Raw genomic sequence first — 16,065 nt, forward strand, 5'->3', positions numbered from 1 at the left:
TTAACTAACTCAAGATTAATTCAGTCAGGCGGTTCGAACTCCAAATCCGTCAATCGTCAAATTTTCGGGGTACATCGAACCAATTTCCCGCTTTTTTACAATGTCACCGTTTTTGTATAGTCGTTCAATATTCATCAGGTTCTGCAATCCTGTATTTAAAAGCCCGTCAAAGTCTACAGGCGCTTGTGCTGAATTGGCCAGTTTTCCCAATAGTTTTTCGATTTTATCTGTGTACTCAGCTTTCATTTTCCGGTAATCTTCCGGCTCTATTTTCTGGGTCGAAAGCAGTTCCCGCAGATAGGTCAATCTGCCCTCCCAATCGGTGATCTGGTTGGAAATTTGTTTTTTGTCGTCGTGCGAATGATTTGTCTGGTCATACCAGGCTTCCTGCAGGATGATTTGGTACAGTTCCAGATACTCCGGGCGCGGAACAAACTTCTTTAGCTCATTTACAAAAATGTCGTTCAAAAATTCTGCCCTGAACCGGCATTTGCAACCACCGGTACAGTGGTAATAAAAGTAGTCCTGCGTTCTTCCTTTTGATTTGCTGCCGGTAAGCTTTTTCGTGCATTTAGGGCAAATTAGAAAGCCCCTCAGAGGCAATGTTGAATTTGCCACATACATCGGGCGATAATGTCTTTTACGGCCGTCCAGCACATCCTGCACTTGGTGGAACAACAATTCAGAAACAAGCGGTTCATGCTGCGCTTTTACGGTGTGCGCTTCCTCATCCTTATATTTTGGAATTACAATCTTGCCACAATACAGCGGATTTCTAATATTCATCCAGAAATTACTCTTGGTAGACTTCAGGCCCTTTTCCTTGGCCATTTTATAAATCTGTTCGGCATTAAAACAACCCTCTGCAAGCGCCTCAAAAGCCCATTTCATGATACTGGCCTGTGGTTCGTGCGGTTCAATGTATTTCTTTCCGGCTTCGGAGGTGCGGTTTATATAGCCTGTTGGCGCTATACCGAGGTATCTACCTTCTTTTTTGGCCCGGCGCATACCGTGAAAAGTATTCAATGCCCGGCGGTCATTCTCTACCTCTGGTGCAGCCAGGTAAAAAGCCAGCATCATTTTGTTTTCTGGTACAGAAAGATCAAGCGGCTGTTCTACGGCCTGCGGCTCAATTCCCAGTTTTCGAAGGGTGCTGATCATCTGGTAAGCATCACCGGCATTGCGGCTAAACCTGTCCCATTTGATAAATAAGACCAGGTCGGCGGTGTTCTTATTCTTCCGCAGGAAAATAAGGTACTTGTTCCATTCTGGCCGGATAAAGGTTTTTGCCGAATGATCTTCATATATGACCTTCCGTACCTCGATGTTCTGAATTTGGCAATACCTGCGTAAACGTTCTTCCTGGTCACGTTGTGAGTAGCCTTTGTCTGCCTGTTCATCGGTACTCACCCTAATGTACAAATCTGCAATCTTCATACGCTTACTTTTGTAGATAATTTGAAACAGCTACGTTAGCTAATTTTCGAATAAAATTTAAAATAGCGGTAGCTTGTTCAAGGGTAACTATAGTACCCCGTTGGCGTAGCATTTCCTGTACCTTTTGCGGTGTTAACTTATCCATCTTACCTCCCTCATTTTTATCGTTCGCACTGTCCTGTAAGACAACCCCAATACTAATATACGAATGTTTTGACAGCTTATCGTATTACCAAAACTATTTTGTGTTAAATTGCATTGATTTGTATCACAAAAGTTTTAATATGGTGCCCGTATTGCTGGCCAGGCTTTCGGCCCTGATGTAAAGGACATTATAAAAAAGGAAGAATCGCTGGTTGAGTTCATTATTGATAAGAACCGGGATAATTTCTCTTTAGACCAATTCAAAACGGAATATGCCTATTATGGTCGGGATCTGCTGGACATGATGGAACCGGGTTTTCTGGAATACCTGTACACCTTTTTACATGATGAGGGTTTACCTTATTTGGCTGAAACAGTAAATCTGGGCTCGCTTACCTGTAAGTTATATGATCTGGTGCAGGATTTCAAAAGATGCCTGAATCCTAAGTTATATCAAAAGCTGTGGGAGAACTCGATTTATTACAGCCCGCCTTATTTGGTGCTTTGTGCTTTTAATGAGAAACCCCAGCAGACGTTGTTGAAGGCGTTTACGGTGATGGATTGGGAGGAACCGGGTATTAGCGATAGGTTTGTTGAATTTGTTGAAAAAAACTATCCGGATGTTGGTGTTAGTGATTTAGTAATGGAAATAAACAAAGTATTTAAAAAATGACCTCTTTATTATTTCTTAAATAATCGTCTATTATGGATAACAACCGCTGCACGTTCCATGATAACCGAATCATGTTTACCTAAAAACGGAAAACTAGCGTTTATAGACCAAGCTTACTCAAAATTCCCTTAAACCGATTCAGATTGTTGTAGGAATATATTAACTTCCTGAAACAAAAAATAATAAAGTGACCGTAAACTGGGAAATATTTACCATCATTGGCACAGTAATAACCCTTCTAACATTTTGGTTAACCTTTTTTCGCAAGCCAGAAACGAAAGAAGAAATGGAAGCGCTTACTGTAACATTTATGTCTAACCAGACACTATCCCAACGGATAATTACCGATATGTATAAACTTGCAAATGAAGCAAACGGATGGCAAGCAGAATTTTCTAATGGAGTGACATATCAGGTGGCCTATGAAATGTTGGTATCTAACCATGAAAAAACGCTTTCTGATCGTTCCTTGGAAAACATAAAAACTTTGAAGTTGACAAAATCCCTAATAGCTTCAATGCAAAAGAGTTTGGATAGTCAATTTATCGAACTGCAAAAATTAGAAATGAGCATAACCGCAGTTAGGAAAACCTGGGGACTTGCAAATGGGAAACCTTAGACCCGCTTATTGACGTATTCCCGAATTGCAGGGCAGGTTTCGGCCCTAGAGTAAAGGAGATTATAAAAAAAAGAAGAACTTTAGTATGTGTAGTACTTAATACAAGAAACGAAATAAGTAAATGACGCAGCTCCTTTCTCGCTCCATCCTAAATATCCAATTGCAGCCCCTGGTCCAGATGCTATTTGTTCACCTAAAGCTATGTCATGCTGCAATTTTACACTTGCAATATTTCGTTCAACGTTAGATTTTTTACCAATGACTGCAACACCATGCATGTCAAGTTTTAAAATTTCCGGATTGTATATATCACGCCGAAGAACATCCTGAATTGGATCATAATTTATCGCTCTTATACCTTGCTGTTTTAATTCATTTGTTCTGTTAGTTAGTTCCCATCCTTCCAAGCCATCTAGGTCAATAGCCCAAATTGGTTTATTACTGGCAAATTGATAAGGGGTTAATTGAGCATAATCCTTAGTCAATGGATCCACACTCAAAAACCTCCCCAACCTCGGATCATACACCCGCATTCCATAATCCTGCTGATTACCATCTCCCTTCACCTCATTATCGTCCTCCTTACCGTTAAATCCATACCTGTATTTTTCTCCATTGGGAGAAAGATAAGCACGTCCTGGCTGCAACATCCCAAATGGATAATAATCCTGTGCACTTACAATGTCCGGCTCATAATGATCGATCAAAGAACTGTTGGAAGAGTAAGATACACCAATTTTCTTGTCACTCACAGTGGCCAGCACGTTTCCTAATTGGTTGGTTAACTCATATTCCTTTTCCCCTCTTTTTAGAACCGTCTCATATACTATGCCTAACAGTGGTATATAGGAAATTTCGGAAGTTTCACTTTTATAGGTGTCATAAACAGCCTGCTCTAGACTCTTTGCTTCGGGCGAATTCAATTGATTGATCTTCTCACCAATAGTATTTAGTTGGCTGTAGAGTTCTTTAACTTCTTTTACATTCTGAACATTCACTTGATTATACAACCCACCATTTTGGCGTCTTATTGCAGACAAGGCTCCTTGCCATTGCAGCTCTAACCAACCCCGGCATAACAGAAATACATCTGTTTTTTCTTTCTGTAAAAGATCACACTTTCCTGGTTGTATAGCTACACTGTCAATTATTTCAGAAAACCTGTTCTGAATGTAAAGCTGCCCTGCAGCCTTATTATACAGACTAATCTTTGCAACAGCACTGTTGGGATCAATATTATAATATACTGTGCTATCCTTGGTTTGTATATTGACGCCCGCCTGCTCTTTACTGATCTTATAAAGCGGGTCATCCTGCAGCGAAAATGGACTTACACAGTTCAGATAAGCCAGTTGGGTAAGAATCTTCTTCCTGATATTTTCTATTGCTATTAATTTTTGCAATCGGGTTTTGGCTGCCTGCACAGTTTCCATTGCAAACAGTGCCCGATAGTTGCCATTCAATTTATCAAACAGCTGGATATCGCCATATACCCGGTAAATATCTTTAGCAGCAGCAATATCAACCAGGTATTTATCACAAATGTTTTGATACAACAGAAATGGATCTACTTGTTTTGAAGTTACCTGTTCAAATTCCTGGGCAGTAAGTTTGGTGGAATCAATTTGCCTGCACGTTACCTTTCTCCTTTTTAGTAATGGAGGTTTCAAAATGAAATAATTCAAACATCTCAACATCCAGGGCCTCCGCAAGCTTTGCAATTGTTATAAATTCAATATTTGTCTTGCCGTTCTCAATCCTGCTGATATCGCCATTATTAATACCCGTAGCAACCTCAATATCTGACTGGGTCTTACCCTTTTCTTTTCTTACTTGTTTAAAACGCTTGCCGAATTGCTCTAACAGTTGAGTGTACTTTTGACTGTCCATTTGCTTAGTTATATAGGAAAAGTCAAAATATTTTATGGATATAAATTTGGGGTATAAGCCAGATTTGTAAAAAAAGACGTAACTTAGCCTTAATAACGGTAAAATCGAACCGGTATGTGTTTAATAACTATAGATACAAGTTAAGTCAACTTAATATAAATAGCTTGTAAAGCGAATTTGCTTTATTCTCGGATACCGAAAACTGCGACCTTTTGATGATCACGAGAAAATAAGGTAAATCGCTCACGACTTCTTTGGTATCTAATAACCTCGCCACGTAAAAAATTATTACTTATATGAAAAGACAGCATGAAACAACAAATTGACAACATTGACATCTTCTTCAATAGCGTTGAGTACTTTCAACAGCTAGAAAGGTCGCTTGCAACAAATCTCGGGCTTACAGAACTTAAAAGTGGCATTCAAGTGATTAGAGACAAAAATGGTTGGCGAGAAAACGAAAAGTCAATAGAGTATATATGGGTAGTTCAAATTTCACGTTCATTTGTTGGTTGGGGTGGCGTTTTTGCAATCAAGTTTAACGAAAACATATTTCGTGAACACTCAAACAAAGAAGAGCTTTTTCAGGGTGTTTTCATTTCGAATAACAACGGAATAGGAAACTTTTATTCTGAAATTTTACCAGATACCTATCAGGACATAATCAGACATTTCAACTTAAATCTGTTTGACGCTAACAAAGGAATTACGTTGGATGGTGTAAGCTATAATGTGCGAATCATTGCCTCGAATATAAATACATTCATTCAGGCCAACAACCCTAATACAGCTGATTGGAAAAGGTGGGAGACTGAAATTTTTACAATTGGAAGTAAATTGGCAAAAAATTCAAATAATAAAGAATTGATAAGTTTGTTTGAGTAAAACCAGAAGCCCGGGCAATCCGGGCCTCTGGTTTTACTAAATTTTTCCTATTTATAAAAACTCCTCGCGCCAGAAGACGCGAGGATAAAATTAGAATTAAGATTACAACTATTTTACTCTTACCACCTTTGTTGTACCTAACTGCTCTCCATGCTCACTGCTCACTTTCAGAATAAATCCCCCTGCCGGTACACGGCTGATATCCAGCTGTATCTGCTGCGCCTGTTTGCCGGTGGGTTGATACACTTGCTGTGCGGCCACACGACCGGTTTGTGCATCCACCAGGGCAATCACCAGTTTAGTGGTGTTGCCAGCGTTTATTGCTAACTGCAGGGTGTTACCGGTTACAGGATTCGGATATACAACCAATGATTTTACCGGTTGCGCTGTGGCTGTTTCTTCCACAGCGGCAACGCTTCTTGCAGTCAGCGATGCACTGGATACAATGCCATAATTAAACTGCTCCCAACCTTGTGCAGTAGGCCTGTTACAGGTCATAGCCTGTGCTGCATTTTCAGAAGACACATAGCCGCCATTGCTGCCACGCAGTGAAACAGTACCATTGCTGTTCACAATCCAGTCAAAAGTTTCCCAGCCCTGGAAAGCAAGACGGTTACAGGTCATAGCCTGTGTACCGTTTTCTGAGGATACAAACAAACCGCCATTCTGCAGCGCAATTTTACCATTACCGGCATCTACCACCAGGAACTGGTTCCAGCCCGCTACAACAGTCGCGTTACAGAACATAGGATTCACACCGCCTTTAGAGCTCACATATTGACCGGTGTTACCCTGCAACCAGATGGTTTTGCCAACAGGCGCTTGTGTGGAAGGAGGAGGTGTAGTGCCGCCACCGCCATCAGGAGGAGTGGTACCGCCACCGCCATTATCATTGCAGACGCCCACTACCGCCCAGGTAGTATTCGTACCCGGTACATCTGCACTACCGGCCCACCACTGATTGCGATACACCGTGCTGTTATACAGTACAATAAAACCGGGTGTTGCATATACTTTCGCTGCATCCCAGGCGGGCAGGCCGCCACAACCCTGCAGGGTGGAGCTGTTCCATATAGCAAAAGTGAAATTGGTAACTACAGAATCCTTACCGGAACGAATGCCCACGGCCTGTACAGTATAAGATTTATAGGCAGTTGGTGTAAACTGCACAGAAGTACCTGCCAGTCGTTTGCCATCAACTTTAACAAAGACCTGGGTAATCTCACTACGGGGGTCATTTTTCGTAACGCTCAGCGTAATGGGTGCCAGGCTGCTCACATTCAGAATGTTGCTGGATGGTGCCGTAAAGGCGAGCGAAGTGATGTTCGCACACTCTGAATTATCTGTCGCAAAAGGATGCATGGTGGCGCAACCACAGTTTATGCTGTTGTTACCACCATTCAGTTCCAGGCTCACCTGCTTGTAAGTGGTATAACGGGTATAGTGACCAATACGGCCTACCACCTGTGGTTTTTCAGCACCACCGCCACCGCACTCAATACCACCGTTAATGATATTGATGGTAGCACCAAAACCGGGCTTAATACCCGCAGCAGTCTGGTTAGCTGTTGGGTTGAATTTGCCGGGTATCATTACGTCATGGCAGGAAGGTTTGGGCGACTGCTGTGTCATCCAGAACCAGATACCGGTTTCAAATGCTACGATCCCATCCTGCACTACTTTTTCAGGATTGGCCAGCAGCACGTTTTTATCACCGAAAATAAACTCACTCACCTGGCCGTAGTTATAGTTATAACTCAGCTGAATAGGACCACGGCCATGATAAGATTTACCGGGCGCAGGCGGATACCGGGTATTGGTTTCATCGCGATAACCAATGTTGTTGGCACCCTCATACCCCTGCTCCTCACGGAAATACAGGCCCCAGGCATACTGACCGCCGGGTGCAGTAGGCCAGCCGCCGGTGGTTTCCTGCGAAATGTTGGCCAGGAAAGCCGCCAGCTCACGCTTGCGGGTGGTCAGGTCGCCTTCATTCAGGAAAGAACCATAGTCGATCGTTTCTGTAATGAGCATAGAAGTCGCATCATTAAAACCATCATCTGTGCGGAACACGATAGAAGCGCCGGTTGTTTTGTCAACGCGGGTCAGGCGATAGGAATTGGTGCCGCAATGGCGTTCAGCAATAATCTTAATGTTGCCCATGCGACGAACCGCTTCCGCAAAGTTGGCATAAGAATAGAAGTCTTTTGCTGCAGTGGTAGGAAGGCTACCCGCTCCAGAGCGGTCATCAGGGTTAAAGCGGTGTGGGAACAATACATTCCAGTCAGTGCTGGCTACTACATCAGTTAACATTTGCGCATGCGTGGTGTTAAAGATGACCATACCGCATAGCAATAGTATGGCCATGAATAGTCGCTTCATAAGATACGAGATTTTGGTTAATGAGTATTTTGATCCTTGTTACAAAAAAGAGAAGAACACATCTTAAAATACAATCTTAAGAACTTTTCAATTTCATTTCAGGGTGGAGAACCTCTTCTTTTCGGCAAACCACGATTTGTCGGTTTATTTCAAGATGTAACTTCCAATGCAGTCTGGAGTAATGCATATAAATCTGCTCTGAGCCGTTGGACCGGGGACTACTATAACACTATAGAACATTCACATTTTTCGCATACCTTTTCCTGTAATCTCTGGGGGAAAGGCCAGTCATTTTTTTAAAAACCATTCTAAAAGTTTTTACATCCTCATACCCGGTTATATTTACGACCTCATTTAATGGCAGATTTTTATCTTCCAATGCTTTTTTTGCCGCCTCTATCCTTACACGCTGAAGATATTCTTTCGGTGTATTATTGGTAGCAGCTTTGAAGCGGCGGATAAAATTACGCATGCCGGTATTAGCCAGGGCCGAAACCTGACCAATAGTTATATTAGCTGAATAATTTTGTTCAATATAGGCCTGAGACTTCAGAATTTCATCATCATTGTGTTGCCGCTGTCCTGTAAATATCGCAAAGTGCGACTGGCTTGCAGGGTCTATATCAATGGAAAACTGTTTGCTGACCAGAAGGACGGTTTCTCTTCCACAAAATTTTTCGATCAGGTATAATATCAACTTCAATGCAGCAAAAGCTCCTCCGCCGGTATAAATTCCATCCTGATCGGTAATAACCCTGTCTGACTTTACTTTAATCAACGGGTAACGTAATTGCATCTCATCAGTTGCCGCCCAATGGGATGTTGCTGTTTTTCCGTTTAACAGACCTGCCTCCGCTAAGAAGAAACTACCCACACACATACTTGCTATCTCTGTTCCGGATTTATTCATTTCCTTTATCCAGTTAACAGTGTCTCTATATTTTTTAAGGATAGCTTTACTATCTCCATTGAACCCCGGAACAATAATCAGATCGGTTCCAGTCACTTTTTCTAGTGTTCGATAGCAAATAAACCGGGCAGGAACATCCAATTCTATATTGTTTTCTTTTTCGCTCACCAGTTCCAGTTTAAATGCAGGTGATCGTCCGGATTGCTCAAGGCACCAGTTTGCGCCTGCAAACAAATCTATGACACTGGCGACAGAAGACGAATAAATATCTTCATGAACCAATAATGATATTTTCTTCATGGTATTTTCTGAATAAACTATTCAAATCTAATACTATTTCATGTCATAAATCCCCCCTTAAGAAGTCATAAATGCCGGTTCTATTTTTACCCTAACCTATACAATTTTGCCCAACCTGTTAGATGGAAAAACATTTAAGCAGACAAATAAAAAACGCAACAAATTATGACAACTAAAATGGAGCAAAAAGTGCCTGGTAAACCAAGCAAACAAGTGGAAGAGGTGGGCAATTGGTGGATTAAGATCGTTGCTGCATCAACTAAACATGAGTCACTGGACGCGGCGCGTGACTTTGGTGAAAACTGGGCAAGTCTTACTGCAGAGCCGGGCGTTGTGGACTACATCGAAACGAATGCAGGTGGGGTGCCGGCAATGTGGGCGGTTCCGAAAGGATGTATCGAAGATCGTGTGATCCTGTGCCTTCATGGCGGAGGTTTTTTCAGCGGTTCGATGTATACGCATAGAAAGCTTTTCGCACACTTTGCCAAAGCTATCGGTTGCCGGGCTTTAATTTTGCATTATCGCCGCTCCCCTGAACACGTCCATCCGGCCCAGGTCAACGATACACTGGCCGCCTATCGGTGGCTGCTTGACCAGGGAATCCAGTCAAACCATATAGCCTTTACAGGAGATTCGGCCGGAGGCGGACTTTCAATAACTACCTTATTGCTTGCCCGCGACAAGGGCCTGCCTATGCCAGCCGCAACGATGCCTATTTCTGCATGGTTCGACATGGAGGCTACCGGAATGTCGATGGAATCCAATAACGGCAAGGATCTTCTTCTTAACCGGGAATGGGTAAAATCTTTAGCAGATATGTTTCTCGGAGAAAACGGCAATCCCCGCGATCCCTATGCGAATCCGCTGTATGCTGACCTGAAAAGCCTTCCACCGGTTTATATGCACGTGGGCGGGGATGAAGTGCTGTTGGATGACAGCCTCAGGTTGGCAGAGCGTGCCAGGAAAGCCGGCGTTGATGTGAGCATTGATATCTTTCCCGGCATGCAACATACTTTCCAAATGGCTGCTGGCCGCGCACCCGAATCAGACGATTCTATTTCCCGATTTGTTGAATGGGTAAAACCTAAGCTCGGACTGGCTTAATTTTATCAGCGGAGAAAAAAAGGGTTCAGACCCTGACACAGACAGGACAAGACGGAACCCTTCCTCTTGTCTTGTTTCTTTTTTGGGGCCTACACCCGGGGCTTTAAAAATAAAATTTGGTGAACTGAAATTCAATCGTAAGATCGCGATAGACATGGGACTGACAAAAACAGAGATATTTACAGATAAACAGAACAAGCTGGCTCTAATGATGAAAGCCCTGGCGCATCCGGCTCGCATAGCAATAATTCAGCATTGCAAAGATTAAAAAAGGCGATGTAGTCATCGATCTGGGAAGCGGAGCTGGTAATGACGCCTTCATTGCCAGGCATGAAACCGGTGAAACAGGTAAAGTTATCGGTATCGATTTTACCCCTGCCATGATTGCTAAAGACAGGGAGAATGCCGAAAAATTGGGCTTCCATAATGTTGAATTCAGACAAGGCGATATAGAAAAAATGCCTGTAACTGCTAACATAGCCGATGTAATAGTAAGTAATTGTGTGTTAAACCTGGTACCGAATAAAGACGGTGTTATTAAAGAAATCCTCAGAGTATTGAAACCGGGTGGTCATTTTTCTATTTCTGATATTGTATTAGAAGGTGATTTGCCCAAGGAAATAAAAGAAGCTGCAGAAATGTATGCCGGATGTGTTTCCGGAGCCATTCAAAAGCAGGTCTACCTGGAATTGATAGCATCGAACGGATTTGATCACATTACAATTCAGAAAGACAAACCCATCACTCTTCCCGACGATATATTATCGCAATATCTTTCACCTGAACAATTGACAGCTTTCAAACAATCAGGAACTGGAATTAGGAGTATTACTGTGTATGCTGAAAAACCAATAGAAACGAAGTCCTGCTGTGGCCCAGATTGCTGTAATTAATAAACTACTCCTGAAAAAAGAATTACGCCCATAACCTAATTACAAAAAGCTATTTATGTCAGCAAATAATTGCGTGCCAGCAAAAGAAAGAAAACGGTTAGGTATTTTGGACCGGTACTTAACTGTATGGATATTTTTAGCAATGATTGTGGGAGTTGGGATTGGATACTTCTATCCTAACTCATCCAATTTTATTAATTCATTTTCATCTGGCACTACAAACATTCCTTTGGCAATTGGATTAATACTTATGATGTATCCCCTATTCGCCAAAGTAAGGTTTGAAAAACTGAAGGACATTTTTATTCCTGCATGGTTATCCAGAATATATGGTGGGGCTGATCCTGATCGGTTTTGCCCGTTGTATTGCCATGGTTAATGTTCAGCTTAAAGGGAAAACTGATCGTTCAGAGAGCTTGCGTAAAGGTGTTTAAAATTACGAAAATCTACATTGACTTATTTTTTGACGACATCAGCTCATTGAATGACAGCTTTAGCTCATGAAGTCACGTAATCGCTTATTGGATAATGCCAATGAGACATTGAAACATTACAATAAGTTGTTCGAAAGCTCCAATGGCTTATTGCGGACCCATAATAAATTATGCGCAAGTCATAATAAGTTATATAAGACTGGCAATGGATTTGTTGAAAGTTATAATAAGTTTTAAAAAGCTGTCATTCAATTTATGAAGGCTGTCATGCAATTTATGGAGGCTATCATGCAATTTATGGCGACTATCAACCAATTTATGTCGACTGTTAACCAGCTCATTGAAGCATCAACTAATTTATTCTATGAAACAATAGGAATAAGTGGTCAAAAAATGAGCGCAGGAGGCACTAAAATCATTTATTGCAGCTACAACCTGAATTATGGGATCGTTCAGATAGAATATTGGCATCTCAACCTGAAATATTGCAGGTAGTTGTTGAACTAAGGAAGCTTTCTGCTGAAATATGATCGCTTTCATAAAATTCAAGCGGGTAGGCATCCGGTCGATGGAAATAGCCATTGAATTGATGGCAGCTATAATTTATGAAGGAACAGTAATCTACCACCAAAGCGTGGCAATTACCGCGCATTGAGGAAGAGGAATGCTGCTTGTTGATTTTCCAACCGGCAACCTTCGTTACTACTTGTTTCATGTGATAACGTGCTTTAATTTCGATTAATTAAAGTTAACAAATATCCGGTCGTAACAAAAAAAAGACCCGCAAAACATTAGGTATCAAACCACTCGCTTTGCGAGTCGAAAAACCATTTTATCTCCCTTCTACTAAGCTCTATCGCCCAACACTTCATCGATCATGCCAAATGTTTTGGCTTCATGGGCTTTCATCCAGTGATCGCGGTCAGATGCTTCGTGCACTTTTTGATAATCCTGCCCGCTGTGTTTGGCAATAATCGAATACAATTCGTGTTGCAATTTTTTGATCTCCTGCACGGTGATCTCTATATCGGCAGTAACGCCCTGAATGCCACCCCGGGCTTGATGGATCATTACGCGGGCATGGCTCAGCGCGGAGCGTTTACCAGCGGCGCCGGCGCATAACAATACAGCGCTCATAGATAAAGCAGTGCCCGTGCAAATGGTGGCCACTTCGGGCGTAATGTATTGCATGGTATCATAAATGCCCAGCCCTGCATGCACGGACCCGCCAGGTGAGTTAATGTATAACTGGATGTCGCGTTTGGCATCCGCTGATTGCAGGAATAACAGTTGCGCCTGAATGATATTGGCAATTCTATCGTCAACGGCATCTCCTAAAAAAATAATGCGATCCATCATCAGGCGCGAGAACACATCCATCTGCGCCACATTCAATTGCCGTTCTTCTGTAATATAAGGCGTCATGGCCATGGGCATAAAGCGGTCTTCTACCCGGGCAATAAAGCCATCCACATGCTGGCTGCCAATGCGATGATGGTGTACTGCATAGGCACGAAAATCCTGTTGAATACTGGTCATAGTATCAAGTTTGTTTTAGTAAAAAATTAGGATTGGGAACACAGAATGTCAGGCTGAAGGCGATCTTCAGCATTTATGCGCTACTGCCTGTTGCCCATTGCTTATTTCCTGAAAAGTGCCATTATTTTCCTGCGAAAGGTGATATGCTCTATTTCATTGAACAGGTGCTGGTGTACCGATTCTATTTCGGTTTTTAACTGGCGGCGGCTGTACTGGCGAATGATGGCGTAGGTTTTTTGCTGCCACAAGAGTTGTTCGTGCAAGGCGGGTTGTAAAAGCAACCGCGCTTCAAACAGATGCTGGTCGGCCTCGCCGGCGTATTTTAAAAGATAATCCTCTATCTGTTGTATGTTATGCAAGGAAGTCCTCATAGCTCAACGATTTTTCTTTTACAAGATCTCTCACTTTTTCAAGGCACTTGTATTTTTGAACGGTGGCCGAGCGCTCGCTGCTGAAACCAAACAGCTTTGAGATTTTAGTCATGGGTAATTTATCGTAATAAAAAGCCCGCAGCAATTCCATACAACGCTGGCCCGAGTGGTGTAACAGGTTGAGCAGTTTATCAGATGCTGTAGTGCCGGGGTCTTCCATGGCTATCCCGGTCAGCGAATCATCCAGCGTTATATGGTTGTAGTGTTCTTTATTTTTCTTTGCCCACAGGTGTTTGGCAATACCAAGAAGATAGGAACGTTCGCTGTAGGTTAGTTCTACATTGGATGTAACCAGTTTTTCATAATAGATCACCAGCGCATCCTGAAAAATGTCTTTGGCTTCTTCGAATGAACCACCTTTGTCGCGCACATATCTGGCCACCAGCGGAAACGCCTCCTGGTACAGGTGCATAAATAGCATCTTCCTGTCTGCGGCCCTGTCTTCTATTATCAGCTCTTGCATCATAAACGAACGCTTTACTAATAAGTGGCGATTTTAGCACAAATATCACCCAAAATGTACAAATTTATTTTCACCGGCCATAAAATAAAACACCTGTGGTTGCCAGGATTGCCAAAACTAAAAGCCGCAGCGATTACTGCGGCTTTTTAGTTTTTTTCGCTTTCAATTCTCTATGATCGCAATTGTTGTTCCATAATCTTATAATTTTCCTTTCCAAGCGAATCACCCAAATCGGCTGACTTCTTATATAACATTAGCGCTTTTTCTAAATCTTTTTCACAGCCTATTCCTGATTCGTAAAACGCCGCAAGATTATTAAAAGCCGCAGCATGATTTTGTGCACAAGCCCTTGTATACCAAAAAATACATTTAGCTGGATTATACTTTGGGTTTTCTACACTTAAATAGTTCATTGTTTCATACTGTTGCGCCAAATCATATTGGGCGTCAGGATGACCCAAATGCGCTGCTTTTTTAATCAAAGTAAAATATTCGTTATAAATAATTTCCTTTTCCTCCTCTTTTATTTGACCAGACAATTCATACATTTTTTCATGTACCACCTTCGCTTTTAAATAAATGCTATTCCCTTTCATTATTTATTTTCTTAATGTCTTAGAACTTACGAACTCCGATTCTTTATGTTTACACAGATTTTGTTACAATGTCGGCAAACGGATGCTTGCGCCATTTCAGGAAGAACGCTAATGTACCACCAATATCATTCCTTTCTTTAATGAAAAATAAAGATCGTTTAAAGTACTTAAAAATAAATTTCGGTCAAATGTTATAATTAAATCTTCTGTAATCTTCCATATTGCATAATCCATTACACTATCTTTGAATTCCTCGATCACACTTTCGTAAAGACGTGCTATCATCAATTTATCGTCTATCTGGATTGCATAATCGGTTAAAATGCCTAAAGTAAGGTGAATCGATATTAACTCATCTGAATCAGTAAAATCAATCTCTGTTCTTCCTACTATATCAAGGTCCACTTCAGCATAAGGTTCCTCAGATGAAGAAAACTCTTTCTCCCATTTTTGAAGATTATCCCTGTCAAAATAGTATTCACCTTTTTTTATTGCCTGTAACAGACTTGCAACGTCAGAAAAAAGAACCAGCTGTTTATTTGAATTGATCAACAGTTTATCTTTTTCTTCATCTTGCAAATCCGCTCCAGCTACAGTATAATAGTATTGATTATCATATGCAATTTTCAGTAAGTACTTTCTGTACTTCTCCGAAACATTTTCCTTCATTTCCATTGTTTTTCTGAATATCTATAAAATTCAGTGGTGTGATTAGCAGGCACGAATGTATGTAGTGAAAATTACATATGCAAATCAATTAATAAAATTTACTCATTGAAGCTAACGGACACTAACACGTAAGCGCATAACCATTTATGTTCTGTAACCGTCAGGGACTTTTTGAAGTTTAACGAAATTTGTTTTTTTTAAAAAAGACAGTGATATGGAACCTGGAATAACCATTCGTTAATAAACCATTGTTAGGGTTTACGGTTTGAGCCCTGGGATTTGGGGAAATATATTGAAATGAATATCTTACTAAATAATTCATTTACTATGAAAATGTATATCTTAATAAAAGAGAATGTTCCAAATAAATTAGTCCCTGTAATTGCTGCACACGCCTCCTTAGCTTGTTACAAAAAGTTTGAAAAAGATAGTGATATGGAAACATGGATCAACTCAATATTTAAAAAAGTGGTGTGTAAAGTAAATGATATCGAGTTTGAAAATTCAAAAACAGAACCCAAAAGCCTGATACTGACAGAAAGTGCATTGAATAATGAAGAAGTGTGTATAGTATTTTGTCCAAGAGATGAATACTCCAAACAATTTAAATATTTTAGAATGTGGACACCTAACGTAGAGCAGTAACAGCAAGAAGCCCGGTAATCCGGGCTTCAACAATTTTCGTCTGTATTTATA

The 16,065-nt window shown here is 41.3% G+C and carries 19 protein-coding genes; 8 read left to right on the plus strand and 11 right to left on the minus strand.

Annotated elements, in window-relative coordinates:
- Positions 1-24: 24 nt before the first annotated feature.
- Positions 25-1,437, minus strand: a complete 1,413-nt coding sequence (locus BMX95_RS14205; protein ID WP_081203025.1) for a recombinase family protein — start codon at positions 1,435-1,437, stop codon at positions 25-27.
- A 508-nt stretch (positions 1,438-1,945) separates the two neighbouring features.
- Between BMX95_RS14205 and BMX95_RS14210 the strand changes: the two genes are divergently transcribed.
- Entirely contained in the window at positions 1,946-2,254 is a 309-nt protein-coding gene (locus BMX95_RS14210; RefSeq protein WP_133054000.1) for a hypothetical protein, read from the plus strand.
- A gap of 187 nt (positions 2,255-2,441) precedes the next feature.
- Complete coding sequence (locus BMX95_RS14215) at positions 2,442-2,873, plus strand: hypothetical protein (protein WP_081203023.1); 432 nt, start codon at positions 2,442-2,444, stop codon at positions 2,871-2,873.
- Positions 2,874-2,953: 80 nt separating this feature from the next.
- Here the strand turns inward: BMX95_RS14215 and BMX95_RS14220 are convergent, their stop codons facing one another.
- Both BMX95_RS14220 and BMX95_RS14225 read right to left on the minus strand, forming a co-directional pair.
- Positions 2,954-4,543 (minus strand): RHS repeat domain-containing protein, encoded by a 1,590-nt coding sequence (locus BMX95_RS14220; protein WP_177193695.1) that lies wholly within the window; start codon positions 4,541-4,543, stop codon positions 2,954-2,956.
- Positions 4,494-4,763 carry a helix-turn-helix domain-containing protein gene (locus tag BMX95_RS14225; protein WP_090519430.1) on the minus strand — a complete coding sequence of 90 codons (270 nt, stop codon included), beginning with the start codon at positions 4,761-4,763 and terminating at the stop codon, positions 4,494-4,496. The genes BMX95_RS14220 and BMX95_RS14225 overlap by 50 nt, the downstream gene beginning before the upstream one ends.
- A gap of 309 nt (positions 4,764-5,072) precedes the next feature.
- Between BMX95_RS14225 and BMX95_RS14230 the strand changes: the two genes are divergently transcribed.
- Positions 5,073-5,648: a hypothetical protein gene (locus BMX95_RS14230; RefSeq protein WP_081204160.1), complete on the plus strand. Its 576-nt coding sequence runs from the start codon at positions 5,073-5,075 to the stop codon at positions 5,646-5,648.
- 108 nt (positions 5,649-5,756) lie between these two features.
- Here BMX95_RS14230 and BMX95_RS14235 read toward each other — a convergent pair whose 3' ends face one another.
- On the minus strand, positions 5,757-8,030 hold the full coding sequence (locus BMX95_RS14235) for a glycoside hydrolase family 19 protein (protein ID WP_143067616.1): 2,274 nt from the start codon (positions 8,028-8,030) through the stop codon (positions 5,757-5,759).
- A gap of 229 nt (positions 8,031-8,259) precedes the next feature.
- Complete coding sequence (locus BMX95_RS14240) at positions 8,260-9,240, minus strand: GlxA family transcriptional regulator (RefSeq protein WP_081203122.1); 981 nt, start codon at positions 9,238-9,240, stop codon at positions 8,260-8,262.
- Positions 9,241-9,405: 165 nt separating this feature from the next.
- Between BMX95_RS14240 and BMX95_RS14245 the strand changes: the two genes are divergently transcribed.
- From BMX95_RS14245 to BMX95_RS35675, 4 genes are all read left to right on the plus strand, one after another.
- Positions 9,406-10,344 carry an alpha/beta hydrolase gene (locus tag BMX95_RS14245; RefSeq protein WP_242673215.1) on the plus strand — a complete coding sequence of 313 codons (939 nt, stop codon included), beginning with the start codon at positions 9,406-9,408 and terminating at the stop codon, positions 10,342-10,344.
- Between the two features lie 263 nt (positions 10,345-10,607).
- On the plus strand, positions 10,608-11,237 hold the full coding sequence (gene arsM / locus BMX95_RS14255) for an arsenite methyltransferase (protein ID WP_394335002.1): 630 nt from the start codon (positions 10,608-10,610) through the stop codon (positions 11,235-11,237).
- 55 nt (positions 11,238-11,292) lie between these two features.
- Complete coding sequence (locus BMX95_RS14260; protein WP_280517380.1) at positions 11,293-11,616, plus strand: arsenic resistance protein; 324 nt, start codon at positions 11,293-11,295, stop codon at positions 11,614-11,616.
- Positions 11,567-11,671, plus strand: a complete 105-nt coding sequence (locus BMX95_RS35675) for a hypothetical protein (RefSeq protein WP_280517377.1) — start codon at positions 11,567-11,569, stop codon at positions 11,669-11,671. The genes BMX95_RS14260 and BMX95_RS35675 overlap by 50 nt, the downstream gene beginning before the upstream one ends.
- Positions 11,672-12,143: 472 nt before the next feature.
- On the opposite strand, the gene BMX95_RS34505 is transcribed toward BMX95_RS35675, so the two are convergent.
- From BMX95_RS34505 to BMX95_RS14290, 6 genes are all read right to left on the minus strand, one after another.
- Positions 12,144-12,386, minus strand: coding sequence for a hypothetical protein (locus BMX95_RS34505; RefSeq protein WP_133054019.1), 243 nt, complete (start codon positions 12,384-12,386; stop codon positions 12,144-12,146).
- Between the two features lie 131 nt (positions 12,387-12,517).
- Positions 12,518-13,210, minus strand: a complete 693-nt coding sequence (locus BMX95_RS14270; protein ID WP_081203126.1) for an ATP-dependent Clp protease proteolytic subunit — start codon at positions 13,208-13,210, stop codon at positions 12,518-12,520.
- Between the two features lie 101 nt (positions 13,211-13,311).
- Entirely contained in the window at positions 13,312-13,581 is a 270-nt protein-coding gene (locus tag BMX95_RS14275) for a hypothetical protein (RefSeq protein ID WP_133054020.1), read from the minus strand.
- The gene (locus BMX95_RS14280) at positions 13,562-14,107 is read right to left on the minus strand and encodes an RNA polymerase sigma factor (protein WP_081203128.1); all 546 of its coding nucleotides are present in this window, start codon (positions 14,105-14,107) and stop codon (positions 13,562-13,564) included. The genes BMX95_RS14275 and BMX95_RS14280 overlap by 20 nt, the downstream gene beginning before the upstream one ends.
- Before the next feature lie 167 nt (positions 14,108-14,274).
- Positions 14,275-14,700: a tetratricopeptide repeat protein gene (locus tag BMX95_RS14285; RefSeq protein WP_081203129.1), complete on the minus strand. Its 426-nt coding sequence runs from the start codon at positions 14,698-14,700 to the stop codon at positions 14,275-14,277.
- A gap of 108 nt (positions 14,701-14,808) precedes the next feature.
- The gene (locus BMX95_RS14290) at positions 14,809-15,369 is read right to left on the minus strand and encodes a hypothetical protein (protein ID WP_133054021.1); all 561 of its coding nucleotides are present in this window, start codon (positions 15,367-15,369) and stop codon (positions 14,809-14,811) included.
- A gap of 327 nt (positions 15,370-15,696) precedes the next feature.
- Between BMX95_RS14290 and BMX95_RS14295 the strand changes: the two genes are divergently transcribed.
- A complete protein-coding gene (locus tag BMX95_RS14295) occupies positions 15,697-16,014 on the plus strand; it encodes a peptidyl-tRNA hydrolase (RefSeq protein ID WP_081203131.1) in 318 nt (105 codons plus the stop codon).
- The last annotated feature ends 51 nt before the right edge of the window (positions 16,015-16,065 follow it).

The sequence above is a fragment of the Niastella yeongjuensis genome (assembly GCF_900110245.1).
Classification (GTDB): domain Bacteria; phylum Bacteroidota; class Bacteroidia; order Chitinophagales; family Chitinophagaceae; genus Niastella; species Niastella yeongjuensis.